Annotated in this window: 24 protein-coding genes; 21 read left to right on the plus strand and 3 right to left on the minus strand. The window is 39.9% G+C overall.

Going from position 1 to position 25770, the window contains the following annotated elements:
- Positions 1 to 247 precede the first annotated feature (247 nt).
- A complete protein-coding gene (locus tag QXL17_01215; protein ID MEM4257756.1) occupies positions 248 to 709 on the plus strand; it encodes a ribonuclease III domain-containing protein in 462 nt (153 codons plus the stop codon).
- A gap of 520 nt (positions 710 to 1229) precedes the next feature.
- Complete coding sequence (locus tag QXL17_01220; GenBank protein ID MEM4257757.1) at positions 1230 to 1667, plus strand: CBS domain-containing protein; 438 nt, start codon at positions 1230 to 1232, stop codon at positions 1665 to 1667.
- A gap of 46 nt (positions 1668 to 1713) precedes the next feature.
- On the opposite strand, the gene QXL17_01225 is transcribed toward QXL17_01220, so the two are convergent.
- A complete protein-coding gene (locus tag QXL17_01225; protein ID MEM4257758.1) occupies positions 1714 to 2289 on the minus strand; it encodes an acetyltransferase in 576 nt (191 codons plus the stop codon).
- A gap of 132 nt (positions 2290 to 2421) precedes the next feature.
- Here QXL17_01225 and QXL17_01230 point away from each other — a divergent pair, with 132 nt between their 5' ends.
- The 18 genes from QXL17_01230 (at position 2422) to QXL17_01315 (ending at position 21894) form a co-directional block, all read left to right on the plus strand.
- A complete protein-coding gene (locus QXL17_01230) occupies positions 2422 to 3147 on the plus strand; it encodes an ABC transporter ATP-binding protein (protein ID MEM4257759.1) in 726 nt (241 codons plus the stop codon).
- Entirely contained in the window at positions 3144 to 3947 is an 804-nt protein-coding gene (locus QXL17_01235; protein ID MEM4257760.1) for an ABC transporter permease subunit, read from the plus strand. Before QXL17_01230 ends, QXL17_01235 begins: the two co-directional genes overlap by 4 nt.
- Positions 3948 to 4048: 101 nt before the next feature.
- Positions 4049 to 5920, plus strand: coding sequence for a C1 family peptidase (locus QXL17_01240; protein MEM4257761.1), 1872 nt, complete (start codon positions 4049 to 4051; stop codon positions 5918 to 5920).
- 369 nt (positions 5921 to 6289) lie between these two features.
- Positions 6290 to 7051: a hypothetical protein gene (locus QXL17_01245; protein ID MEM4257762.1), complete on the plus strand. Its 762-nt coding sequence runs from the start codon at positions 6290 to 6292 to the stop codon at positions 7049 to 7051.
- Positions 7052 to 7121: 70 nt separating this feature from the next.
- Positions 7122 to 8984: a C25 family cysteine peptidase gene (locus tag QXL17_01250; protein MEM4257763.1), complete on the plus strand. Its 1863-nt coding sequence runs from the start codon at positions 7122 to 7124 to the stop codon at positions 8982 to 8984.
- A gap of 15 nt (positions 8985 to 8999) precedes the next feature.
- Complete coding sequence (locus QXL17_01255) at positions 9000 to 11264, plus strand: M14 family zinc carboxypeptidase (GenBank protein ID MEM4257764.1); 2265 nt, start codon at positions 9000 to 9002, stop codon at positions 11262 to 11264.
- A gap of 223 nt (positions 11265 to 11487) precedes the next feature.
- Entirely contained in the window at positions 11488 to 12042 is a 555-nt protein-coding gene (locus QXL17_01260; protein MEM4257765.1) for a winged helix-turn-helix transcriptional regulator, read from the plus strand.
- Positions 12043 to 12294: 252 nt separating this feature from the next.
- Positions 12295 to 13716 (plus strand): hypothetical protein, encoded by a 1422-nt coding sequence (locus QXL17_01265; GenBank protein ID MEM4257766.1) that lies wholly within the window; start codon positions 12295 to 12297, stop codon positions 13714 to 13716.
- A 150-nt stretch (positions 13717 to 13866) separates the two neighbouring features.
- The gene (locus QXL17_01270) at positions 13867 to 14919 is read left to right on the plus strand and encodes a NosD domain-containing protein (protein ID MEM4257767.1); all 1053 of its coding nucleotides are present in this window, start codon (positions 13867 to 13869) and stop codon (positions 14917 to 14919) included.
- A 77-nt stretch (positions 14920 to 14996) separates the two neighbouring features.
- A complete protein-coding gene (locus QXL17_01275; GenBank protein MEM4257768.1) occupies positions 14997 to 15164 on the plus strand; it encodes a hypothetical protein in 168 nt (55 codons plus the stop codon).
- A gap of 11 nt (positions 15165 to 15175) precedes the next feature.
- Complete coding sequence (locus tag QXL17_01280) at positions 15176 to 15298, plus strand: hypothetical protein (protein ID MEM4257769.1); 123 nt, start codon at positions 15176 to 15178, stop codon at positions 15296 to 15298.
- 79 nt (positions 15299 to 15377) lie between these two features.
- Entirely contained in the window at positions 15378 to 15665 is a 288-nt protein-coding gene (locus tag QXL17_01285; GenBank protein ID MEM4257770.1) for a transposase, read from the plus strand.
- A 42-nt stretch (positions 15666 to 15707) separates the two neighbouring features.
- Positions 15708 to 16184 carry a hypothetical protein gene (locus QXL17_01290; GenBank protein MEM4257771.1) on the plus strand — a complete coding sequence of 159 codons (477 nt, stop codon included), beginning with the start codon at positions 15708 to 15710 and terminating at the stop codon, positions 16182 to 16184.
- Positions 16185 to 16196: 12 nt separating this feature from the next.
- Entirely contained in the window at positions 16197 to 17216 is a 1020-nt protein-coding gene (locus QXL17_01295; protein MEM4257772.1) for a transposase, read from the plus strand.
- 419 nt (positions 17217 to 17635) lie between these two features.
- On the plus strand, positions 17636 to 19525 hold the full coding sequence (locus QXL17_01300; protein MEM4257773.1) for a C25 family cysteine peptidase: 1890 nt from the start codon (positions 17636 to 17638) through the stop codon (positions 19523 to 19525).
- A gap of 59 nt (positions 19526 to 19584) precedes the next feature.
- Complete coding sequence (locus QXL17_01305) at positions 19585 to 20874, plus strand: M28 family metallopeptidase (GenBank protein MEM4257774.1); 1290 nt, start codon at positions 19585 to 19587, stop codon at positions 20872 to 20874.
- Between the two features lie 16 nt (positions 20875 to 20890).
- Positions 20891 to 21592: a hypothetical protein gene (locus tag QXL17_01310; GenBank protein MEM4257775.1), complete on the plus strand. Its 702-nt coding sequence runs from the start codon at positions 20891 to 20893 to the stop codon at positions 21590 to 21592.
- Between the two features lie 38 nt (positions 21593 to 21630).
- Positions 21631 to 21894: a hypothetical protein gene (locus QXL17_01315; protein ID MEM4257776.1), complete on the plus strand. Its 264-nt coding sequence runs from the start codon at positions 21631 to 21633 to the stop codon at positions 21892 to 21894.
- A gap of 43 nt (positions 21895 to 21937) precedes the next feature.
- On the opposite strand, the gene QXL17_01320 is transcribed toward QXL17_01315, so the two are convergent.
- Complete coding sequence (locus QXL17_01320) at positions 21938 to 22846, minus strand: PAS domain-containing protein (protein ID MEM4257777.1); 909 nt, start codon at positions 22844 to 22846, stop codon at positions 21938 to 21940.
- Positions 22847 to 23315: 469 nt separating this feature from the next.
- Complete coding sequence (locus QXL17_01325) at positions 23316 to 24299, minus strand: hypothetical protein (GenBank protein ID MEM4257778.1); 984 nt, start codon at positions 24297 to 24299, stop codon at positions 23316 to 23318.
- 144 nt (positions 24300 to 24443) lie between these two features.
- On the opposite strand from QXL17_01325, the gene QXL17_01330 reads away from it, so the two are divergent.
- Positions 24444 to 25769 (plus strand): M28 family peptidase, encoded by a 1326-nt coding sequence (locus QXL17_01330; protein MEM4257779.1) that lies wholly within the window; start codon positions 24444 to 24446, stop codon positions 25767 to 25769.
- Position 25770 lies beyond the last annotated feature (1 nt).

Raw genomic sequence — 25770 nt, forward strand, 5'->3', positions numbered from 1 at the left:
GTGTCCTTTTCGTCCTCTGTTATTAGGTTTCCAAGGTGGAGGCAGTTGGTGTACCGCTTTGATCACCGCCTTGCTGAAATCGGCGGTGAAATTGCGGTTCACATGGTTCGCAACTGTTGGATTAATCCTTTTCTTTGCGCGTCCCATCCAATGAAAAAATGAATGTTTCTTCCTTAATTATCTATTTCGGGATGAAGCCATAAGGTACGGTACTTTTATGTATCATGAGTAATTTAATGGTGTTGCTATGAGAAATATTGATGTTTCGTTGCTTGAGGATCGTTTAGGATATCGGTTTCGTGATCGGAAATTACTCGAAAACGCTCTGACGCATAAGACGTTTGCATTTGAGGCGAGTAGTGCAGTTGAGTATAATGAACGTCTTGAATTTCTCGGAGATAGTATTTTGAATTTTGTTGTTGCTGAGCAGTTGTATCTCAGCAATCGATATTTTTCTGAGGGGGAGTTGACTCGTCGTCGTTCAAACGGAGTGAATAATCAGTTTTTAGCTGAGGTTGCCGATCATCTTAATCTTGGTGCATTTTTACGGCTTGGTAAAGGTGAGACGAAGCAACATGGTTCGAAGAATCGGACGAATCTTGCAAATGCTTTAGAAGCTGTGATTGGTGCGATATATCTTGATTCAGGTTTGGATCAGGTGCGAAGGTTTATTCTCGAAAAGGTGTTCTCTAAGGAACATCAGTTTTGATCTAATTATCTATATGAATTCATTTATTAAATGCTCTTATATAGAAATATTTATATAATAATTATTAATGTCGGTTTTCTCAGAATATGGTAGTTGAACTGGGGAAGCATCCTTTTTTCCACATATTCATTCTCATCACCTCCCCTCTCTTCCCCATCACTACACATATTTTTATTTATCTTTAACATACCTGCGCATGTTATTGGTAAAAAAGAATGATCTTATTGTTAGAGTTTTGAAGATAAGAGAAAGCGGATAATCATCCCGAGGATGAAAATAAAGCTTAACGTTGCAAGGTAAAATAAAGTCATTTCCCATTTTTTTTGGAGAACCAAACCCATCCATCTCACCGTTACAAACAGCTATTTTTTATTCTTTTTTATACTTTTCTTTGTTTTCTTTCGGCAAATGACGATGCATGTACTAGGAGGGGCAATATGACACCTTTTTATGCTCCTAGTGAATACTGAATTGCAATACCAGACCGATGTGGTTTTCGTACAAGCGAGGTGTGTATGAGATGCAAGTAAGTGAAATCATGACAAAAAATGTGGTTACTATTGAATGTGATCAAACTGTTGTCAAAGCCTGTGAGCGATATAAGCAGATGGGTGTAGGATGTCTCGTGGTTATGAAGGGGAATTTGATTGTTGGCATTCTCACTGAACGGGATATTATCGAGCGTGTCATCCTTGAAGGAAGGGATCCGTATACCACTTCAGTTGATGCAATCATGACAAAAAATATCAAAACTATTCATGCGTCTGCACCTGTTGAAAAAGCAGCTGAGATGATGAAGAAATATAGAATCAAAAAACTTCCCGTGGTTTTGAACAATGAGATTGTCGGTATTGTAACAGTCACTGATCTTGCAAATGCCCTTCCGAATGTGACCAAGAACATGTTCCGAAAACAAGAACCATATAAATATATTCAGATCACATCAGAATCCTACTAACGAGAACCTAAAATACTATATGTTCTAAAAAACAATCCTCGTTATATTATTTGTTGGCGAATGCTTGATTTTTAGTATATTCCCAATCTTTGTACAGGAGTTCTCGTTTTGATGATACTTGGTTTTCATCAGTGGTTTCTGAAGAGAGTGCGTCAATGATGATTCCTTCTATGTCACGAAGGATGATCTCACTTTCATCCTCAGTATAATCGGTGGTGTAAATCTGACCGTTTTTGTAAATGATACCTTCTTCCGAGTTATACACTGGTTTTTTTCCAATGAGTAACTCAGGGTCGTAATCTTGAATGTCTTCAAGTTTTTTTAACTGATAAGCATCATCAGCCATGCCAATCATGGTTCGGTAGATCTGTTGTTTTTTTAGATCATTTTCTCCTTTCATGGCATCTTGAAGAGCAGAGATAATTGCTGGGATATCTTGGGTTTCAGCTTCGAGTAATATTTTATGCCAAAACCAGTTGTACAGTTTGCTGCCACGAGCGTTGATATGTTCTGGTTTTTTTGCAGGGTAGAGAATGATACGGCCGTTGAGGGTTCGATGTTTTTTCCTCCACTCAGTTCTCTTTCGGTCAAGTTCTTGTTTCCGTGGGCTACTTTGGGTCATACCATAGAACTTATGATGTTTATTTGATATAAACCTTGTGGCAGATGTTTTCTGACATATTTGAAAAAAAGTGTTAGTATCGAATGGTTTATATGAGTTTGAACGATTTCTTGGTCTGGGGAGGTCGAAGTGGTGGTTGAGGTTATCACCGTTGATCATCTGACAAAATATCATCATACAACGTGTGTTCTACATGACCTTAGTTTTTCGGTTCAATCTGGTGAAGTTTTTGGACTTCTTGGGCCCGATGGTGCCGGGAAGACAACTCTTTTGCGAACGTTGCTTGGTTTTCTGAAACCAGATACCGGATGTATTCGGCTGTTCGATCTTCAGGTTCCTAACCATAGTTCAGTAATTAACACCGACATCGGCTACATTTCAAATCAGGTTTCATTTTATCGCTATGTCACTGGATATCAGATGCTGTCGTATCTGTCGAAACTCCGTGGCAATGCTCTGTATGCATTTGATGAACTCGTACATCTATTTGAAATTCCACTGCATGAAAAGATACATCGATATCATCCAGAACTGAAACAAAAACTGAATATCATCCAAGCATTCATGCATGAACCTGCAGTTGTTCTTATGGATGATCCAGTACGTCTGCTCAACGATGAAGATCGAAAAATCTTTTTTTCACTACTAGCTGAGCAAAAAAAGAAAGGAGCAACCATGGTTTTTGCCTCTGGAGATTTTGACGAACTCGCGCTGATCTGTGATCGAATTGGGTTGTTGCACAATGGTGTATTGCTTGTTGTTGATACTGTAGAGGGGTTGAGAAAAACCAAAGATACTCTGCTTGCTCCTGGCAAAAATGATGGGCAGACGTGTTTGTCTGCAGGGGAACACGTATGAACCGAGGACTCGTGGTGATGATCCAAACACTTCGTGATCACGCAGCATTTGTTTTAGTTCTCATCGTTCTTTTCGTAGGAATTGCTGGTGTCGTGTTGACTGCATATCCAACGTTTTTTCCCGTTGAGAATACCGCGTTTTTTTTAGAGGATGAACAGTATTTTGAGACTTTTGATCAGAATCCTACGTTGAACCGTTCCTTTCTTCGTTTTAGCAGCCTGTTTTTTTATCAATGGTTTCTCATGCTCATCGGCGGATGTATCATTGGATATGCGGCGTCTTTGTTGTTATCGCAAGAATTCCAGAAAAACACCTTGGATGTGTTACTGGCAACACCGTTATCTCGGAAAGAATTTGCGGTGGGAAAATTTCTCGGTTTTTGCTCTGCTCTTTTTATCATCAATATCGTTCTCATTGTGAGTGTCATAGTGATTATCCGTAGTCTTGGTGAAATAGTTGATATCAGTCGTTTGATGGTGATGCATGGTGTTCTTCTTCTCTATTTTTTTGCAGCGGCATCACTTGGTTTCTTGATTGCTTTATTTGCTGATACTGCGCAGAAATCAGGGATGATTACTGTTGGGATTCTGAGTGGTATGTTTTGTTGTGAACTTCTGAGTCGGAGTTTTTCTGACGTATCATGGCTTGGTTATCTTTCGCTACACCATTATTGTAATCCTGATCTTCTGTTACTTGACACTCATCTTGATCTGATCAGTCTTATCGTCTTACTTGTCTTCACCGCTGAATGTATTCTCCTGAGTCTCGTTGTTTTTATGAAAAAGGACATCTGGCATTGAAAAACCTTCTAATTTTCATAGAAGCATCTCTGTTTCCTCAGGTTTTTTGACCAAAAATTTATAATATATCTTAAATATCTATTCGGTGGGGGTATCTACTCATGATGATAGTAAAAAAATGTTTATCCATGCTGGTTTGTCTTTTGTTATGTGTGATTGCATTGACTCCAGGTCAGGCTCACATTACTTCTGGTGAAAAACGAACGCAGGGTGATATTCATGGCAATGTTCGTGAGGAGACACCTGGATGCGGATGTCAGGATGAAGGTATATCGGACAGTATGAATCAGCAGTATTCAGAACATCATCAGTATCGAACTGGGCTTCTTGTAGGTGGTGAACCACTACCTGAAGGGGAGATAATCCTGGGGGACCCACCAGCAGCATGGGATTGGCGGTCTGCAACGTATGAAGGAGTCACAGGCGATTGGACAACTGATGTTCATAATCAGGGAAATTGCGGGAGTTGTTATGCATTTGGGTCACTGGCTGCATTTGAATCAGTTATTAATATGAAAAAGAAAAATCCAAATTATGATATTGATCTGTCTGAGCAGTTTATGGTTTCCTGTGGTACGGAGTGGATGTCTGGCATTGAAGGATGTGATGGTGCCTATGCAACGCCGACGTATAATTTTTTAAAGACGTATGGTGCGATCCCTGAGTCTTGTTTTCCGTATACGAGCAGCTCTGGTTCGGTTCCATCATGTTCTCAGAAATGTAGCAATTGGCAAAACCTCGTCATCAAAATTGATAGTTGGCATACCATTGCTGCTGATCAAACTTCAATTAAAAATGCTTTGATTCAGTACGGCCCGTTATCTGCAGGTATGGCTGTGTATTCAGATTTTTATGATTACGATGGTGGTGTCTATGAACATCCAGGGAGTGATCCTGATCCAATTAATCATATGGTGTGTATTGTTGGGTATAATGATGCGCAGGGTTGTTGGATTGTGAAAAACAGCTGGGGATCTTGGTGGGGTGAGAATGGTTGGTTCCGGATAAAATATGGCGAATGTAAAATCGAACAAGCAGTTGTCTATTTTACGTATACTGATGTTTCTGGTCCACAGCTGAAAATACAAATGCATCGGATCAAAGCGTTGGGAAATATTGAAAACTGGTTTGAGGGTGGAGCTGATTGGTCGTATCAAATATCGGTGAATGCTGGTCAGGGTTGGGTTGATCAGGTGAATGATGCGTATTCATCAAATGTCGATGATCAAACCCAAGATGTTGTTCATTCATTTAATGCTCGCGTTGTTGAACCTGAGATTCGCATTAAAGTCTGGGATCGCGACTCCTTGAGTGGGCATGATCTTGCAGATGTGAGCGGCTATGTTGGTGGAGGTGTTGATAACGATATCAGTGATGTTCGAGGTGCGATTTTTTATGGGAAATATAATATTGTGACGAACTCCTTTATTCCAATAGACACCATTCAAATTGATGGAGGTTTTATCACAACTTCAGGTACGTATGCCCCAGATAACAGTGCCAATAGCGATGCTGAGAATGATGCAATGGTTTGGTTTAAGGTATCTGATACGTATACGCCGCCGGCTCCAAATCTCATGGTTGCAGGTTCGTTAAATGCCAGTGTCAAGTATGGGACAACCCATTTTTACCTTGGGTCGTTTACCGTGAAAAACATTGGTGTTGATCCTGAGGGTCTGAGTGATTCGTATCTCAACTGGGAGGTAGCTGCATATCCAAGCTGGGGTGCGAACTGGGAGTTTCAACCAGCAAATGGCGTGAATCTGAAATCAGGACAGACAGTTACCGTGAAAGTCTATGTCGATGTACCAACAGAAATGAATACTTTCACTGGTTCAATAAAAGTCTGGAACACTGCTGATCATAGTGATTACGGAATTATCTCTATAACTCTCAAAACACCACGACTATTAGATGGTTCAGGTTTTTCATTTCTTCGTTTCTTATTTCAGTACCGTTTGATGAAACAATGAACTATCTATCTTAGATGATGGAAAAAGTTAGGTACAATTCATATTAAAAAAAGAAATCAAGAAATCTATAGAATTTATCGATCAGATAAAAAGGAATAGGATACACGAGGTGTTGCGGCCATAAAACACAGGTACTTCTATTTTTTTTTCAGAGAAAAAAACCAAATTAGATAAAAAGAACGTCATAGGTTTTTCAGACAAACCCCTAAATCCTGCGATATCTTTAAATACTGTTTTTTATAATTAGTACAGTATCTACGGGGGATCTGTCTGAAATATATACCTGGTCTGTTTGGCATAGGAGTAGTTCTTCTCAGTGCGATTGCATCTGCGGTACATACTCAGCAAACCGTACCGCCAATTGTTGAAATGCTTAATGATGACGTACCGATTTGGTCAGTTGGTGATAGTTGGACGTATACAGTTTCTTCGTTTACCGTAGATTATGATGCAAATGGACAACGAGTGTATTGCACAGGTCGTATCGATGAGGTCACGTTGACTGTTTCCAGTACGAGTGGAACAAACTACGTTGTTGACGTTACTGGTAAGATAACCTGCGGGTATTCTATCCATGTACGTTCATCATCCTTGACTTTAGATATGGTCGGTTCTCTGAAACCATCGACAACGAAATTGGTCGGTTCGATGGTGTTTTCTAAATCAAATCTTCAGCCTGTTGATGGGACTGCTGTGATTAAGGGTATTTCAATGGCAAAGATTTTGCCGCTTCCTTTTGCAGTACCGCTGCCGATAAAGATATCGCTGGATGGCGACCTTTCACAACCATTTCCGTTATTTCAATTTCCGCTGTATACTCATAAATTCTGGGAGATGCCAGATCTCCGGATTCAATCTAACATTAAAGCAGGTGGCATCTTTGGTTTGATCCAAATTCCGGTAACATTTACTACTCAGTATTCTTGGTTGCCACTTGCGTTCCACTGTGTAGATAAACAATCAATAAGTGTTCCTGCTGGAACGTATACTGCTTGGCATATCACATCGACATTCTTTGATATGTTTGATTATTATTATGCACCAGCGGTTGGAAATCTAGTTAAAATTGATGCGGTTCTTCCTAACGGAGAAGTTCATGCAGTGTTGAAATCAACGACATATTCAATATAAAAAATAGACACATGAAGTGTTTGGCTATTGATATGAATATAATGAGGTAGAGTAAGGGGAAAAGAGAATTATGAAAAAAATTGGAGCAATACTCTTAACAGGTTTAGTCCTTATGAGTGGACTTGGTGCTGCTGTATCATTTTCAAAACAACCATCAAACATTGTTGAAAATGTCGTTTTTCAAAACATGGTGATTTCTGAAACCGAAACTAATACGATTGTTTCTTTGGATGTATCAAACAGCTGGGTGAAAAACCCGGGAAAACCATTACTTCCTATGGTTCAGAAAACATATATTTTTCCGTTTGGTACACAGATTAATAGTGTTGATGTAATATTTGTCAACCCTCAAATAATCCAGTTTTCAAAAGAGATTATTCCAGCACCCCTGGCTCAAACAGTGGTTCATGGAAAATTGATTTCTCAACAGCAAGATCAGACAACGAATACTGCTTTGTATCCTGAAACACCGTTCAGCTATTCTGTCTATGCTGGCATTAAGGGGACAACCCATGTTCTGTTTCTTGTCGTCTACCTGTATCCTATTCGATGTGACATCCAAGATAAGATCTTATTTTTTTCAGATGAAGCTGCTCTTCGTATATCATATACGTTACCAGTGCAGCCAGTTTTTACTTCAGATGATTATGATCTTGTGATTATCGCACCTGAGGTTTTTTCAGAAGCATTGCAACCATTAGTTGAACATAAAAATAGTCATGGTGTTTCAGCGTTTTTGAAGACTGTTGAATCAATCTATGCTGAGTATACTGGTGTTGATGAACCTGAACAAATCAAGTATTTTATCAAAGATGCTGTTGAAACCATGGGTGTTGATTATGTGTTGCTTGTCGGTGGCCAAAAGGGGCAACGGCGATCGTGGTATGTTCCGGTTCGGTATGCAAATCTTGACGATAACTCAGATTTTGAAACTAGTTATGTAAGCGATTTGTATTATGCTGATATCTATGATGCCGGTGGTAATTTTTCAAGCTGGGATCCTAATGGGAATGGAATTTTTGCTGAATGGAAAGATGGAACAAAAGAAATCCTTGATCTTGTTCCTGATGTGTATCTTGGTAGGATTCCCTGTCGTAGTGTGTACTTCGTGAAAATCATGGTTGATAAAATTATCACCTATGAGACGAATGCTGCTGGAAAATCCTGGTTTAATGATATGGTGGTTGTTGGTGGTGATTCAGCACCTGGAGACCTGTATTATGAGGGTGAAGAGGAAAATAAAAAAGCATTGGAGTACATGGATTTTTTTAATGGTGTTTCCTGTTGGACATCTGATGAGACATTAACTGGACCGCAAAGTGTTATTGATGCGGTATCTCAGGGTTGTGGTTTTCTGTTTTTTGATGGTCATGGGAATCCATCAGTGTGGTCAACGCATCCACCTAATAATGAAAGTGTGTGGATTACTGGTTTGAGTAATCGTGATATGCGCAAGCTTCGAAATGGCGATAAACTCCCGGTTTGTGTTGTTGGCGGGTGTCATAATGCTCAGTTTAATACAAGTTTGATGCGTATCCTTGAAGGTATTAAAAGTGAGGGTTTTAATTTTTTCAAACGTTCGTTTTATTATAAAGACTGGGTTCCTGAATGTTGGGCTTGGAAAATGGTGCAGGTAAAACGAGGTGGTGCAATTGCGGTCATGGGATATACTGGTCTTGACTGGTTTGCTACAGGTGATTATACTAGTGATGGCATTCCTGATTGTACCCAGTTTTTTTCAGGGTATGCAAATACTCATTTTTTCAAAAACTATGGAGTAAATGATATCACTGTTCTGGGGCAGACACATACACAGACACTTGTTGATTATATCATCGATAACCCGCCGATGAGTGAACCGCTTGATTGTAAAACAGTTCAAGAATTCGTACTGCTTGGTGATCCAAGTCTTCAGATCGGTGGGTATGTTTAAAACAGGGTGATTGCAATGAACAAGAAAATAGTTCCCTTTATTCTTTTCTTTTTGCTTCTTTTTAGTTCTTGTGTTGGTGCAGGTTTTTTTTCGTTGCAGTCGTCAGATCCAACGATGTTAGTTCGAGTTGATCTGAGCATGCAACAGGTTGTGTTACCTCGGGGTGTGGAAATAGCAAGCATGGTTCCTGAGAGTTATGTTGATATTTTTATCCAACAGAGCCGTCTTTCAGAACTTCGAGAAAAAACATCAGCATATCGTGTTCTGATTGAAGATGTTGATCTGTATAGTAGTCAGTTTATTGGTCAGTATCACACCCTTGCACAAATCGAACAAATCCTTGCTGACACGGCTGCAAGCTACCCGTCGATCACCAAATTAACAAGTATTGGATCAACCTATGAGGGTCGAAATATTTATTGTCTTGAAATTTCTGATAATCCTGGTGTTGATGAAGACGAACCAGGTGTACTCTTTATGGGTTTGCACCATGCACGCGAATGGCCGACGGTTGAGATATGTTTGTATATTCTCAGTCAGTTAACTTCACAGTATGGAAGTGATTCGATGTTGACAAACCTGGTAGATACTCGTCGTGTTTGGATTGTTCCTTGTGTGAATCCTGATGGGTATTACTACTGTCATGATCAGGGTCATGACTGGCGGAAAAACCGGCAGTATTTCTCCCAGTTTGGAACCATAGGTGTTGATCTGAATAGGAATTATGATGGTACGTGTAATGGTGAACCTATGGGTGCATGGGGATCTGTGATGAATGGAGCAGCAACGCATTCACCTAATCAAGAAACCTATTGCGGTCCAGCTGCTTTTTCCGAGTATGAAACCCAAGCTATTAAAAACATGTTTCTAACCAATGATATTTGCGCTTCGATTAGCTGGCATACCTATTCTGAATTGGTTCTCTGGCCGTGGGGGTATGCAACCAACGAACAGACACCAGATAATACGTATCTGAAACAAGTTGGTCAGGGTATTGCTGCTCGTATCACCAAGCAATCTGGTTCTGGTACGTATACCCCGCAGCAAAGCGCAGCGTTGTATCCAACCACCGGTGATACTGATGACTGGGCATATGGCTATGCACATTATATTCAGGGAAGAAATACGTTTGCATATACAATTGAAGCTTGTTCTCAGTTTCAACCACCAGCCTCCAAGCTTGATCAGATATGTGCTGAGAATTTTGATGGTGCACTGTTTCTTCTAAAGGAAGCTGCAAATATAAGTGCACTGATCCCACGACCATTGCCACCGGTTCTCACTGTACCTTCGAGTGATCCTGATGGGAACTATCTTGTTTCATGGACTGAGCAGAACCCTTCTGCTGGTGTTGATTGTTTTCAGCTTGATGAACTCAGTCGTTTTCATGTTTTAGTTGATGATGCAGAATCATCAGAGATTCAATGGACTTTGATTGGTTTTACCAAAAGTTCAGATCAGATGCATTCCGGTACACAAAGCTACAAAGCCAAGAATCAGAATAATTATGTTTCTTCAATGACCAGTAACTATGCAATGCCGGTTACGAGTGGTATGATTTTGTCGTTTTGGACATGGTATAGCATTGAGAATCAATGGGATTATGCGTTTGTTGAGGTGAGCCGTGATGGGCGGAAGTATGACGTCCTTGATGCGTATACTGGTTCCTCATCAGGTTGGGTGCAGAAACAATATGATCTCAGTAGTTATGCTGATAACTCGGTTTTTATCAGGTTGCGATATACGACTGATGATGAAACGCTCGGGTCTGGTTTTTATGTTGATGATATCAGCCCGGTTCCAGTGTTTGACCAGAGTGTGACGCTTTCTGATACTATTGGGGATACATCATTTGAGGTTTCTGGCAAAGCAAATGGGACGTATTACTATCGTGTCCGAGCTCATAATACTGTTCGTGGGTGGGGTGACTATAGCATGCTTCAAAAAATACTGGTTGGTAGTGGTGAGGATACCCAGCCGCCCAGTGTTCAGATCATGGTTCCTGCTGAGAAAAAACTGTATCTTGGATCAAGGATGTTTCCGTTTTTTGTAACCCTTGTGATTGGGCGTATCACCGTTGAGGTTAGTGCTGTGGATGCATCTGGGATTGATCAGGTTGAGTTTTATCTAGATGGTATATTTGTTGGAAATGATACCGAGGAACCATATACCTATGCATGGGTGCAGAAAAGCTTTGGGAAACATGTTGTAGCAGTGATTGCTGTTGATACGTATGCAAATCAGGCTTCACAGGAAATAGCCGTGTGGAAGTTTTTCTGAAACAATCCTTTTTTCTTTTCTTCCATGTTAGTTTTTTCATTTTATGGTGTTGCAGTTTTTTTGTCGAATGGAGTATTTTTACTGCTTTTTCCGTCAAAACGATAAAAAAAACACGTTTTTTGGAATTTTGACGGAAAAAACCGTAGTAGGGTTTTATGTTTCTCTGAAATAATATTGTTTTTTATGGGACTACATTTGAAAACGAAACCTTGGAGGAATACCTATGGAAAAAACTGCATATACGCTCTGCAGGATTCAGCAGCAGATTTCTGATTTTTTACGTTGTAATCCTGGTGCGCATTGCCGGGAGGTGTCTCGTAGGTTGAATATTCCGTTTAGTACGGTACGATATCATCTGGTACGTCTTGAAAAACAAAACATACTGTATTGTGTTCGTGTTGGGAAGTATGCTCGATATTATGTATCTGGGATGATCGGTGTTGATGAACGGAGTATTGTGAGTGTGCTTCGGAATGCAACACAAAAGCAGATTATAGAGGTGTTATTAGTGAATGTTGCTGTGTCAAAAGAGGAGGTAGGTAATTGTTTGCGGAGGCATCCGACGACAATTATGTTTCATTTGAACCAGCTGCTTGAACGTGATATTATAACAACCCAGGGTTGTTCTGATGCTTTGGTTGGATCAAAAGAAAACCTGGGTTGTAGTTGTCAGACGAGTTCGAGAGCAAAGTTTAAACGGTATCGGTTAAAAAAACCTGATCTGGTAGCTCAAGTTATGCAGAAATATGCAGCAGATACTTGCTTAGGAGCTAAATAGTATCATGGTTGAATCTGGTTAATCGTCTTTATCGAATCGTATTTGAAATAAACTACGTATCACCTCCTCTTCGAACGATATCTAATTTTGATTTATGATATTTTATCCAAAAATAATAGCTTGTTACTTATTTTTTTATACACAAAAAACAGCTAAAAAAGGATGATTGATCTATAAAGTATAAATATTTGGATGATACTATGTTTTTTAAAGGCTTGATAAACTCAAGCAGAGAATGGAGGAAAAGATTTGATGAAGAAAATGAAAGGAAAAGATTTTTGTATCGGGGCTGTTGTTCTTATGGTACTACTTGCAATAGCACCCTCGATAAATGCTCATGGAATAAGTAATAAACTACCTGATGGTGGAAACGGACCTTTTACAAAATATACTCAACCTCAACCACAAGCGGATGATGACGATAATTCCGTTTACGAAGTAGTTTGGGAAGATACTTATTATGGTGCGGGGATGGTACTTGATGTTGCAAGCGATTTTGATAATAATTATATTGTTGTTGGTGTCACTCATTCATTTGAGGGAGCAGTTGTAAAATATAACGGCGTCACTGGTGAAGTCATTTGGGATAATATTATTTCTGATTCAGTGATGTTACCATTTTATGAAGGAGAAACCTATCAACCAACTTCAGATATCAGCAGATTCTATTGTATACGAAATCTTATGTTAGATGTTCACCAGCAACGATATGATTTTTCTCTCGACCCGACTGGAGCTTATTTTATACTAATTACAGGGGTTGACATCTTTTCGAATGGAGATGTAGTTATTGTAGCTACAGCAATTGACAATACGAATGATAATGATCCATCTGATGTATATATTGCAAAATATAGTGGATTAACAGGAGAAGTGATATGGGAGAGGCTACTTGATTTATATGTTTGGGATTTTGGATATTCGGTAGCTGTGACAAGTAATGATAATGTGATTGTTGTTGGTGTCAGTGGGGGTTATGAAACCCATAATGGTCAATTACTCCCAATCATGGATGGATGGGTATACAAACTTGATGGAGATAATGAAGGTTGTACTCTTGATCAGAGTCATATTTTTGGGATTACCCAACCACTACCATACTATTTTGATGTTGCACTCGATTCAAATAATAATGTTTTTGCCACCGGTGCTTGTCTTATTATTGATTGGAGTAATTTTCCAGAGATCACCGATGTGCAGACGGTTGTTGTGAATAGATATAGTGGAACTACTCTTAATTTACAGAAGTCATATTACGGGAATCCAGCAATTTTCACATGGCTATGCACGATTACTATTGACACAGAAAATAAAATCTACGTTGGAGGACATATTAACAACCCTACTACAAACCGATATATAATGAAGTTCACAAATAATTTAAACACAAGTTTATGGACCTTGCAAAACGTTCCAGGGGAAGTTGTATGTCTTGCAGCATCAAAAAATCCCAATGTTGATGAAATAGCTGCACAAATAGGAGGTAATGGTTTTATCACTGATCGTTTCACCTTCGCCGGGGCGTTTATCGCACCTGAAATCATTGAGCATTTAAATGAGGGATGTGGAATGGCAATTGTTTATGACGGAAATAATGATATGGTCGTAACAGGGTCCATTGAAGGAGGTTGGGATGTATACATGCATACGATGAAGTACCACATTTTCCGGTAATAAAAATCAGTAAGAAGTATATCTCCCAAGGGAATCTTTTGGGAGAATCTTCAGCTTTCATATAATTTGTTAAGTTAATAAGGATATTTAATAGAAAATTTAATATAATATAATAAATATAATAATAAAGTATTGCGGGGAAATGAAAATATGTTTAAAAAAAATATTATACCTCTTTTAATGATTAGTTTCTTATTTTTAACAACAACTATTTTTTTTGCATCTACAGTTCAATCAATTATTAAAAATGAGAAAATAATATCTGAACCACGAACGATCTACGTTGACGATGATAACCATGCAGGTCCTTGGGATGGTACTCCTGAGCATCCATATGAGACAATAACACAAGCATATAACGTTGCTATCTCGGGAGATACAATCTTTTGTTTCTCTGGTGTTTACGGAATCAGGGACCAGCGTGATTGTTATATGATAATAAATAAATCAATCAACCTTATCGGTGAGAATAGAAGTAATACATATCTTTTTAAGAGAATTGGACCGGAATTCTATTACCTAATCGTCATTGATAATGTCAATATTTCTGGCTTTCATTTTACTGTCCATAGCTCATGTCATGTTATGACGAAAATTTTTGTGAATGCTTCTGATCATTGCACTGTGACGAATAATGATTTTCAAGATGATTTTACGATGGTTGGGGCAACAGCAATCATAAAAATAATTGACTCGGAAGACATCATAATTTCAGACAATATCATAGGTCGACCGAATCCACCGGTGAACATTATTGGTACTCAAGGAATCATTCTAGAAAATTCAAGCAATATACAAATTTACAATAATTGTATCGATGAATATTTTTACGGAATTGTAGGCAAGCATCTTACCAAGAGCAATATTACAAACAATCAGTTGTACACGCTTGGTGGGCTGCAACTTGTTGCATCATCTCATAATATAATTTCAAATAATGTCATTGAAAATGGTATTAATGGATATGGAATATATTTACTTAGATCCTCTGATAATTCTATTATCCAAAACAATTTTATAACTAATAGAATCAGAATTAGAAAAGCATTATTTTCTGATTGTACGAATACCTGGGATCAGAATTACTGGGGTAGGGCACGATTGCTTCCAAAAATAATTTTTGGTGAAAAAACCGTGAACAACAAAATAGTACCTGCATTTCAGATTGACTATCATCCTGCAAGAGACCCCATCTCGCTTTAAATAACTATACAACAAAAACGGCTTTGGTTCATAATTAATATCTAAGAATCGCATATCCTCCTGCGCGAGGGATGGGTATGCGAAAAACAAATTGGAAAATCTACGAGAAAGCAGAGGAGGAAGAATTCCGACTCTTCCTTGAAATTGGCAAAAAATTATCTGGGATCAACAACCACCACAATACTGGAGAACAAAGAAAAAGAGACCAGGAAGACCACCGGCATACGATTGGAAAGGATTGGTGATCCTCCTGCTCTTGAAGATGTTTTACCGATTGAAATTCCGAGAGATCACTTCATTTGCTAAAGGGTTTCCTGGTCTTCGAGAACTCTTAGAACTCAAGAAAACACCAAGCAGATCAACCCTCAACGGACCATGAAGAAATTGGATAAAGCTTGGTTACGAACAGTGAACGATGCCATTATTGCTGAGTTTAAAAAAAGCGGAAACACATCGGTATTGATTACAGCGGAGAAACAGTTAATCACTACTCACCGTGGTACTGCTTAAGAACTAAGAAGAAAACCAGAAAACGCGATTTCAAAAAGATCCATGTCGCAATGGAAATTAAAGGCCCTGAAAAACCTATCTACTCCATCGAAGTGACTAAAGCAACACGACATGATTCTTCTCTTCTGATTCCGTTACTTGACCGGATCACTGGAAAGATCGGGGATGTCTGCGGTGATAAAGGACTCTCATCACGACGCAATGCACAATACATCCCGAGTTTCGCACGTGAATAAAAGTTAAGTGCCTTCAGTGTTTGTATTTTTATTGGTGCAAAAATGCAAACTGTACTGAAGACACCAAACCACATAAAGCTCAACAAGAATAAGACCTTTCCGATAGGAACAATCCAAACCGTCAAAACCATTTTCGAAAAACTTCATCTTTCCCAACTCCTTGATGATCTCAAACACTGCGGCTATAGGCTCAGCGGACTCTCTACTGGGCTGGTCTCCTACAAAATGACCGAGAATTTCTCAATCAGCAGATGTCATCAATGGATGACATCCAATCCAATGCTTCTGGAATACCTCCAATTGTCTGCTTTTGAGGATGATGCCTTGTACCGTGGCCTTGCAATCCTTGGAGAGAATAAACACGTGATCCTCAGTCACCTTTTACACGTCCTCAAAGAAGAATACGGTGTGGGACTGGATATGGTGTTCATGGATTGGAGCACCGTGTACTTCGAAGCCAAACCAACAGAGTACATCAAATATGGACATACTCGTGATCATCGACCTGACAGGCCGTAGGTCGCCATAGGACTGGCACAAGACCAAGGAACTCAACTCCCTGTTGGACTGACCATTCAACCTGGGAACATAAACGATCAAAAACACTTCAAAGTCACTTACCAAAAGATCAAACCAGGACTCAGAACTGGGAGTGTCCTGGTTTTTGATGCCGGTGTCACTGGCATCCCAAACTTCGATCTCCTTGGTTCGGACAAAATGAGGTATCTCTCCCGGATGAAACTCAACACAAGCGACATTAAACACCATCTGAACACATTCAACAAGGAGGAATGGACACCTGTTGTCACCGGCAACAGGGACGAAGAGGTCTATGGGAAACAGCTGGTGTTCCCCAGCAGGACCAAATACCTGTACTTCTCCCAGAACCTCTACGATAACACCATGAAAAACAGGAGAAAGCACCTGGAACAAGAGTACGACGAAGCGCTAGACCTGCGGAAAACCATACAACAAGGGAAACGACCACGGAAGAAATACCGCAACAGCAACCACTTCCTGCAAACACACCTGTCCTACACCTTCCCCCTCACCGGCCTCTCTCGTGAGCAGGCGATAGAGCGTGCATTACAGCTTTCCATTACCGGGAAAGAAGGATTTTTTGCACTCGTATCAAGCAAAGATTTCTCACTTCACGAAGCACTCCAATACTACCGTGAAAAGGATGGTGTGGAGAAGCTGTTCAACAGCATCAAAAATGAGCTTCATGTGCGACCTACACGCTGCTGGACACAGGAGGCGATCGACGGATCCATCCTCATCGTCTACCTTGCTCAACTCGTCATAAGTTTACTCCGCTACAAACATGACAAGCTGCGTCATCTTTCAACAAAATTCATCATGCAAAGCCTGAGCAATTTCGCACTTACCATCGTTGTGGGTAAAAATGGGGTGAAAAACCGTGTTTTTTCCAATTTTGACTGGATCAATACCCTGGTTTTTTTTGTGGAAAAACACCAGGATCGTAGGTTTTTCAGCCTGTTTGGCTGGCTGAAAACGAGAAAATTGTGTCATGTGCGAAATGTGTTCTAATCAATAAAAGATCAATCACCTGCGAAAGTCAGGATACATCGCCAAACGAGGCGGTACACCCTCCTCATGATGAAAAAGAACAGCATCAGCAAAAGCAAAGGATGCCCCGCCTGGCACAAGATGCACAAATCCCGAGAAAAGGACGAAAAAGCTTGGGACAAACATTATCACAAACGCTCCAATAGCGAAGCAGGATTCGGCTCATTCAAACAACAAACCAACTCCTATCTTTCCAGTAGAAACCGGGAAATGTCAAACCAACGAAATATGGCTAAAAACAATAGGATACAACATACGACAATTGATCCATAGAAAAATACGACTGGAGGTCACAAGAGGTGAATTATGAACCAAGGCCAAAAGCTCAAAAACATTTATATAGTGCACAGCTATAAATTAATTACGGGGATAGTTTACGTATGAAGAATACAAAAACGTTGATGATCGTCAGTATGCTTCTTTGGAGTGGTTTTGGAGCTAGTATCATCCAAGCAACAAATAATCAAACCTATGAAACAATGCAGGTTGTTGTATCGTTTTCTCAGCCGATAGTTACCAATGGAAACGATGGGCTGTCGGTTTCTCTTGCTGAGGCAACATCTGTCTTAAATACACCTGGCGGGTATATGCTTCCTCAGGTTACCAAAGTTTTTAGTTTTCCGTTTCGCACACAAATCATTGGTATAGACGTGGTTTTTTCCGATATAACAACACAACTACTACCACAAGAACCTGCTCGTGCAACTCAACCAGTCTCTGATCTTGGTTTTTCAGCACATATTGAAGAAATAGATCTCTCAACATATACACTGTATCCTGAAAATCAGTATAGTTATTCACTTGCAACAGGTCGTCAGGGTGACAGTATCGTACTTTTTATTGTTGTACGGTTAACTCCTGTTCAGTTCAACCAGAAAGACATGCTGCTTACAACTGCAAAAACCGCTGATATTACCATTACTTATAGAGTACCAGAACATCCAACCATACTTGCTGATACCTATGATTTACTTATCATTACTCCTGATGATTTTGCTGCTGCAGTAGAACCCTTGGTTGTTCATAAGAATGCGATGGGGGTTCAGACAAAACTGGTTACCCGATCTGAGATCTGCGCTGGAACCTATTTCCCTGCGCAGGGTCGTGATTGTGCTGAGGAGATGAAATATTTCATTAAATCTGCATTGGAATCCTGGGGAATAAAATATGTTCTTTTGGTTGGCGGCCGGAAAGGAGGCGTTATGCAGGAGAAATGGTGGATGCCGGTTCGCTATTCAAATCTTGATGATTCCTCTGGTTTTGAGGCAAGTTATCTGTCTGATTTGTATTTCGCTGATATCTATGATGCCTATGGAAATTTCTCAAGCTGGGATACAAATGAAAACGGTGTTTTTGCTGAATGGAAAGGTGCTACCAGGGATATTCTTGATATGTATCCTGATGTGTTTGTCGGTCGTCTTGCGTGTTTGAATACCCGTGAGGTGAAGCTTATGGTTGATAAGATTATTACCTATGAGACTGAAACATATGGGTCTGCATGGTTTAAGCGTTTTATTGGCGTTGCTGGTGATACCTATCCTGGGCCAACAGATCCGTATTATGAAGGGGAACGTGCGAATGAAGCTGCGTTTAATCTGCTTGAAAGTTCTGGTTTTACCGCAACTATGGTATGGACATCCAATGGTATATTTACTGGAAAAAAGCCGGTGATTGATGCGTATAGTAAGGGTGCTGGTTTTGTGCATTTTTCAGGGCATGGTAATCCGAATGCATGGGGTAATCACCCACCGCATAATGATACGTTTATTAACGGACCGACGTCCTTTGAGATGGGGAAATTAAAGAATAAAGAAATGCAGCCGATTGTGATTGTTGGCGGATGTCACAATGCTCAGTTTAATACAAGTTTGTTGAATATTGTAAAAGGTGTACTTACTGATGGCCTTCAGTATTTTAGTACAAAGTCTCCACTGGGAAAATACTGGTATCGGGAATGGGTTCCCCGATGTTGGGCTTGGGCGATGGCTGCACAGAAAAACGGCGGGTGTATTGCGATTATGGCAAATACTGGTCTTGGGTATGGACAACCTGGTGAGAATTGCTTAACGATGCGTGGGCGGTTCCTTGAAGTCTTATTTTTCCGGAGTTACAGTGAGGGAAAAACAGTACTTGGTGAAACTCATGGGCAAGATATGATCTATTACATGCATGAATATCCTCCGATGAGCAATGTGATTGATTGTAAGATTGTTCAGCAGTGGGCATTGCTTGGTGATCCAAGTCTTCAGATTGGAGGATATCCAAATTAGTCGGTTTTTCGTTTATAGACAATTAGTCAGGTGATGCAATGATATTTTAAGGTGCCTCTATGAACCATGGCGCATATTTTGGAGTGATGCTTTGTTGTTTTCTATGCATCGGTGTTATCCAACAGCCGTATTATGTTCAATCCGCTGGTGCAACTAGTTCTGATCAAACAGAAGATATTCTTGAGATGATCAGTCAGGTTGATGAAGGACTTGTGCAAAACTATGTTACAAAGCTTTGTGCGTTTCGACCACGGTATACTGGAACTACGCTGTGTACTCTTGCAGCTCAGTATCTATTTGATGAGTTGAGTTCTATGGGTCTTGAAACTAGTTTTCATGAGTGGTTCTATAAGGGTTTTAGAAGTAGGAATGTGGTTGCAACACTTCCTGGTACTGATCCAGAGAGTACTGCTGTTTTTATTATCTGCGGGCATTATGATACTGTGGAAGTATCACCAGGTGCTGATGATGATGCGTCTGGTGTTGCATCGGTGCTTGCCTGTGCTCGTATTATGAGTCAGTATTCTTTTCCTCATACGATACGTTTTATTGCTTTTTCTGGTGAAGAGGTTGGAACACTGGGGAGTTTTTCGTATGCACGTGATGCGTATCGGCAGGAAGACAATATTGTTGCAGTATTAAATCTTGATATGGTTGGATATGCAAACAGTGCTGAGGGTGGAAGCACTCTTCGGTTTTTTCCAGCACCGCGAGCACGGTGGATAGCAGATTTTGCAGAAAGCATCAGTGAAAAATACAAGGATATCATTGATATGAATGTTGAGATTCTTCCATGTTATATTGGTTCTGATGCGCAGCCTTTTATTGATTATGGGTATGATGGTGTATGGATTGCGCATCATGATGGGTATTCCTGGGGCCATTCAGCAGATGATGTTCCTGAGCATTTGAATTACACGTATCATGCAAAAGCAACTCGTTTTATGCTTGCGGTGCTTGCTGAGTTTGCGATTAAACCCCTACCGGTTCAGGTGATTATTAAAACACCGTTGGAAGGGTATGGGTATTTTTTTGATCGACCTACGATAAAACTTGATCTTGGTAAACAGTGGTATAAAGGCCTCCGGGGGATCACGATTGCCATCGGTCGTCCTGTTGTTCGGGTTGATGTTCTGAGCAGTGAACCGATTAAGTATGTTGTTTTTTGTGTTGATGGGAATTTTATGTATTGGGATAGTCAAGCGCCGTTTGAATGGAAACTAGGAGGTTTGCATTATCCACTGGTTGGTCGACATACACTTCAGGTCTATGCGTATACAACTGAGGGAAACAGTGCTGTAGATGAGATGCAAATTATTATACTCACATTTTCATGTCAGTATTCATAAAAGAACAATGATACGTATGGCAAAAAGTATTGGTTTCCTTGCTGTTTTTCTGGTGACTTGTTCGTTTGCTTCATCGTATCATGTGGTATGTACAAATGAACTGATTATTTTTCCCTCTTCACCGGTTGTGCTGGTTACCGGTTTTGAGCCTTTTGCTGATTTTGATATTAATCCGTCGCAGATAATCGTTGAGGAACTCCAGAATCAAACAGTTCATGGTCTGCAGGTTGTTGGGGTGGTATTGCCAGTTAATTTTACTTCTGCTGATATGATACTTGTTCAGGTACTCCAGCACTATCAACCGTTTCTCATGATCAGTCTTGGTTTGTCACCCAAGGCAACTACTCTTGAAGTTGAGACATGGGCTGTGAATATGAAACGATATCCGCTTGATTCAGGAAGGTGGTCGTTTCCTCGAAAAATAGAGCAGGATGGTCCTTTGCTTCGTTTATCATCCCTCAATACCCGTGCGGTTATTCGGGAGTTGAAAAATCATGATATCCCATCGGAGCAGAGTTTTTTTGCTGGTACGTATCTCTGTAATTATGTATTTTACCGAGCACAAAGCATTGTGAAAACAATGGATCTTTCTACTCATGTTGGTTTTATACATGTCCCCCTCCTTGATGTGCAAAGTCAACACGGTATGAAACTTCAAACTATGGTTGATGGCGTGAAAGTAGTCATTGGTTTGTACTCTACTTCAAACAGCATATGAAAAAGTTTTATAAAGAAATGAGTGCTTGACTTAGTGTGATGAGAGAGTTAACGAAAGCACGGTTGACAGTTGGTTTGTTAGCTTTTTTTGCGTCAGTCTGGATTGTCATCCGGAAGATCTTTATCTCTTTTGATCAGCTGTTTATAACATTTGGTTTTATTGTTTTGCTGTTGTTTGTTATTCTGATCCTGTCGGTTGTTATCCTTGGGATTTTAGAATGGGTGCATATTTTTGATTTGAGAACCAACTCGATTCTGACGTTGATTGTTGTGATTGTTATCAGCGTTTCAACTGTGTTATAACGGTGATATCAAAGTGTATTCTTTTTCCTTATGGGTTTTTGTTTTATCTGTTGAGTTCTCGCATGATATGAACTGAGCCGGTTACGATTCCTTGATCATTGATAATAGGTGATGCTGATATTTGGAGTTTTTTACCGAGATGCTCATCAAAGAATTCCACGGTGATTGGTTTTTTGAGTTGTTGTACTTGTTGGCAAGGACAAGGTTGATGAACGTGGTTTGTTCCATGGAGAAGTGTATAGCATTTTTTTCCAATGCATTGGTCTGGTGAGAGGTTGAAAAAATCGGCAAATGATTTGTTTGCGCGGATGATGGTGTTTTCGGCGTCATGGATTGAGATCATTTCGTTGACTGAGTTAAAAGTTGTTTCCCATTCATGGATGACTTGTCTCAGTTTTTTTTCAGTGTTTTTTCGTTCGGTGATGTCTTCAATGATCAGTGTTACTCCAGGTTCTCCATCGTCGAAGGTTGTTGGGATGTATTTCATGTTGAGATAGAATTTTTGTTGATTGGTTGCAAATTCGATTTCTGTAGTTGTATCAGAGCCGTCGAGTGCTTTTTGGACGTTGGTGGTGAAGTCAGTAATTTGAAAGAGTGGTATGAGAAGTGTATCGATGGTTTTCCCGATGATGTCGTTTCGTGATGTTTTGAGAAATTCGAGGAGGTTTTCATTGATTTGGATGATTCTGTGGTCTTTGTCAATGAGCAGGACGTAGTCGAGGGTGAAATTGAGTACTGCTGAAAGTGGTACTCGTCTGCTCGGGAAAAATACTTTTGCTGGGCCGAACGTGACCATTTCTGCATGGCCTGAGATAAGGAGGATGTCGAGGTATTTGGCAACTGAGTTGCGGTTAATGTTGATTTCTCGAGCGATGTCGGTAACGGTCATTCCTCGAGGATTGCTTTTGAGAATGGTCCGTATTTGGGTGAGCTCTTTTTGGTAACTTTCCACAGAGGCACATGGGTTGTACGATATTTATGCATTTCGCTTTTGCCATGCAATTAAAGAAAAGTTTATATACTATATTATGCATTATAGTATTGCCTTGCATAATCGCATGGCGAAATGGTGAAGGGAAAAGATATGAAGAATCGTAACTCAGAACAACGAGTTTCGTCATCTTCGCGTACACAACACATCTCATCTACACATAACCCACAATATCATCTTCAACAAACGGGGGAGGTTGCCCACCATCATCCATCGCATCCTACAGAAGTTTCACACTTCTGTCTTCTCCCACACCGCTTCATCCTCCTCCATTCTCGGTATCAAAATGGACTGCCACCATCGTTTCCATTCCTCCTCATCGGAACAGTAGGTACCTCTCGAAGATTATTTTCACGCATCCCATCTCCTTTTTTTTTAACCATCTCTTAAGAGAGGTACCCATCCCATCCTTCTTTCAACAAATGCATCTTCACCAAAAATGACAGTACTCCATGATCTGAGTCTCATTTACCGATTCTTGTTGATCGGCAATTGAAATCGTACCAGTAACCAACATATGAAACCGCCAATACCGAAGCATTCCAAGCATATGAAAATCAATTGATTGCACAGAAAAACGAACAGCAACATCGATATCATCCTCATGAATTTCAAACATAGATTCAAGAGGAATCAATTTTCCATGATGATACTGATACTGAATGTGAGTAAGCTTGATATTTTCACGGTGAATGCTGGTGTAATTCAGAGTATCGCGATTAATCATAACAAGGAAAAAATCTTCGCACCATCTGTTTTTCATATTTTGTGAAAAAATAATTGAAAAATGTGTCGATGAGAATTTTCCCCAAAACCAACTCTTATGAAAACGACGAACGTCAAACCCACGTTCTTGGTACCCTACTCCTTTAACCATGAAAATTGTATCATCCCATTGAAGTGTCCCAACAACCACAGCTCGTGGTACAGGACACCCCCAAATACCATGACCGGTGTATCCTTTCCAGCCCTGTATTTGACTAATAAATATGAGATTTGCAGATACTGTTTTAATTGACAGGTTGAGAGATACACAGAGATGGTTCTCAGCATCATAAAAGGTGCTGAGCAGTTCTTTTCCCTGCAGTTGTAATCGAGGTTCTGCTGGTGAAAACTGCATCATCCTGAGAGGAATAACACGATGCAATCGTGCTACAATCGTAGCATGATCATACAAACTAATTCTAAGGAGGAAAAATCCTGTTTTTCCTTGGGTTCCTATAGAAAGGATTCCGACATGGATGCTGTAGTTGTTAGTGAACAACGCATCAAAGTACCACCATTGCAGTGACCAGTACGACGTAATGTTATATGCATTATCGAGAAGTGTGATATCTGTTGGTTCGTACCATCTCGGATCGTTGCTTTTCACTGCCGGTATTTGAAAAAGGGCTACCCCTACAGTGAGAATCATGCATATAGAACATATAGTTTTCTTCATGGGTTTTATTAATATATAAAACATCAATATTTATATAACTTTAGTAATAAGCGAATCCAAAACCTTTATAGAGATACATTTATAAAATTAGACTGCTTATTATATATCCATGAAACCATGAAACATATTCAAAAAACACAGATAACATCAAGTATTATTGTCTTCTGCTTTTTCGTTTCAGTACTACCTGCTGTTTCCTCTTCTTTTATCGGCGCACCACAATCACCGGGTGTTTCTCAGGATTCTACTCATCTCTCAACGGATTTATATAACCCAAAAGTTGCTGCAGCACTCAGTCAAATCACTGAGGGTCGTCTTCGTGAGATTCTTACAGTGCTTGTTGGTTTTTCTCCACGGTTTACAGGAACCTATGGATGCGAACAAGCAGCAAACTATATCTATGATTTTTTTCAGAGTAACCATCTTCAAACGCGGTACCACAACTGGAGCTCATGGGGGAACGAGTATCATCGACGGTTTTTTTCCAGCAGAAACATCGAAGCAACCATCCCTGGAACAGACAAGAAGAATACTGTTCTTTTGTTCAGTGCACACTATGATGGTGTGAAAAGTGCTCCTGCAGCTAATGATGATGGCAGCGGTACGGCGGCAGTTCTTCTTTCAGCTGCAGTTTTGAATCAATTTAGTTTTAACCATACTTTGAAGTTTGTAGCTTTTTCTGGTGAAGAAATTGGTTTGCTAGGTAGTCACGCTTATGCAAAAGAATCCTATGAAAATCATGAGAACATTTTGTTGAATATCAATGCAGATATGATTGGTCATGCCGAAACCAGTGAAGGCGGGAGCAGAATGGGTATTTCTTCATCAGAAGATCTAGCTTGGCTTTTTGATATTGCTGATAGTCTTTGTAGTATCTATGATATTGATTTGACGATAAGTCGTGGTAGTATCAATCGTGATGGTCGCGGCTGGAGCGATTATTTTTCTTTTATTGAATACGGCTATGAGGCATTTGCCTGTTGGGGCGGAGAACATGATCCAAATATGCATACTTCAAAGGATGACCTAAACAATGTAAATTTTTCCTATCTTGTAAAAACCACTCGTTTGATTACAGCACTGCTTGGAACACTGGCTGATTACGAGGATTTTTACCCCCAAGTGACAATTGCATCACCTCGAATTGGAAAGCTCTACATTGAAGGAAGAGAAAAACGTAGCATCGGTGATCTCAAAACTATAGTTCTTAATGATATCTGGATTTGGGCTGATGTTCGCTATGCTTCAGTGCCGATTCTCCGCGCTGAGTTTTATCTCGATGATCGTCTCATGTATACTGATACGCAGGTCCCGTTCTCTTGGCAGTTCAATAAATTTTCAGTGGGGACCCACCGAGTGACGATACTTGTGTATGATGAACTGGGGAGAAAATCTTCTGAGTATCGAGATATTCGTTTCATTAATCTTTTACTTAAAAAATAGG

Source organism: Candidatus Thermoplasmatota archaeon (assembly GCA_038884455.1).
Taxonomy (GTDB): domain Archaea; phylum Thermoplasmatota; class E2; order DHVEG-1; family DHVEG-1; genus JAWABU01.

Coding starts and splice junctions, on each gene's coding strand:
- QXL17_01215 (MEM4257756.1), top strand. CDS start 248: ATGAGAAATATTGATGTTTCGTTGCTTGAGGATCGTTTAGGATATCGG.
- QXL17_01220 (MEM4257757.1), top strand. CDS start 1,230: ATGCAAGTAAGTGAAATCATGACAAAAAATGTGGTTACTATTGAATGT.
- QXL17_01225 (MEM4257758.1), bottom strand. CDS start 2,289: ATGACCCAAAGTAGCCCACGGAAACAAGAACTTGACCGAAAGAGAACT.
- QXL17_01235 (MEM4257760.1), top strand. CDS start 3,144: ATGAACCGAGGACTCGTGGTGATGATCCAAACACTTCGTGATCACGCA.
- QXL17_01240 (MEM4257761.1), top strand. CDS start 4,049: ATGATGATAGTAAAAAAATGTTTATCCATGCTGGTTTGTCTTTTGTTA.
- QXL17_01245 (MEM4257762.1), top strand. CDS start 6,290: ATGCTTAATGATGACGTACCGATTTGGTCAGTTGGTGATAGTTGGACG.
- QXL17_01250 (MEM4257763.1), top strand. CDS start 7,122: ATGAAAAAAATTGGAGCAATACTCTTAACAGGTTTAGTCCTTATGAGT.
- QXL17_01255 (MEM4257764.1), top strand. CDS start 9,000: ATGAACAAGAAAATAGTTCCCTTTATTCTTTTCTTTTTGCTTCTTTTT.
- QXL17_01260 (MEM4257765.1), top strand. CDS start 11,488: ATGGAAAAAACTGCATATACGCTCTGCAGGATTCAGCAGCAGATTTCT.
- QXL17_01265 (MEM4257766.1), top strand. CDS start 12,295: ATGAAGAAAATGAAAGGAAAAGATTTTTGTATCGGGGCTGTTGTTCTT.
- QXL17_01270 (MEM4257767.1), top strand. CDS start 13,867: ATGTTTAAAAAAAATATTATACCTCTTTTAATGATTAGTTTCTTATTT.
- QXL17_01275 (MEM4257768.1), top strand. CDS start 14,997: ATGCGAAAAACAAATTGGAAAATCTACGAGAAAGCAGAGGAGGAAGAA.
- QXL17_01290 (MEM4257771.1), top strand. CDS start 15,708: ATGCAAACTGTACTGAAGACACCAAACCACATAAAGCTCAACAAGAAT.
- QXL17_01300 (MEM4257773.1), top strand. CDS start 17,636: ATGAAGAATACAAAAACGTTGATGATCGTCAGTATGCTTCTTTGGAGT.
- QXL17_01305 (MEM4257774.1), top strand. CDS start 19,585: ATGAACCATGGCGCATATTTTGGAGTGATGCTTTGTTGTTTTCTATGC.
- QXL17_01310 (MEM4257775.1), top strand. CDS start 20,891: ATGGCAAAAAGTATTGGTTTCCTTGCTGTTTTTCTGGTGACTTGTTCG.
- QXL17_01315 (MEM4257776.1), top strand. CDS start 21,631: ATGAGAGAGTTAACGAAAGCACGGTTGACAGTTGGTTTGTTAGCTTTT.
- QXL17_01325 (MEM4257778.1), bottom strand. CDS start 24,299: ATGATTCTCACTGTAGGGGTAGCCCTTTTTCAAATACCGGCAGTGAAA.
- QXL17_01330 (MEM4257779.1), top strand. CDS start 24,444: ATGAAACATATTCAAAAAACACAGATAACATCAAGTATTATTGTCTTC.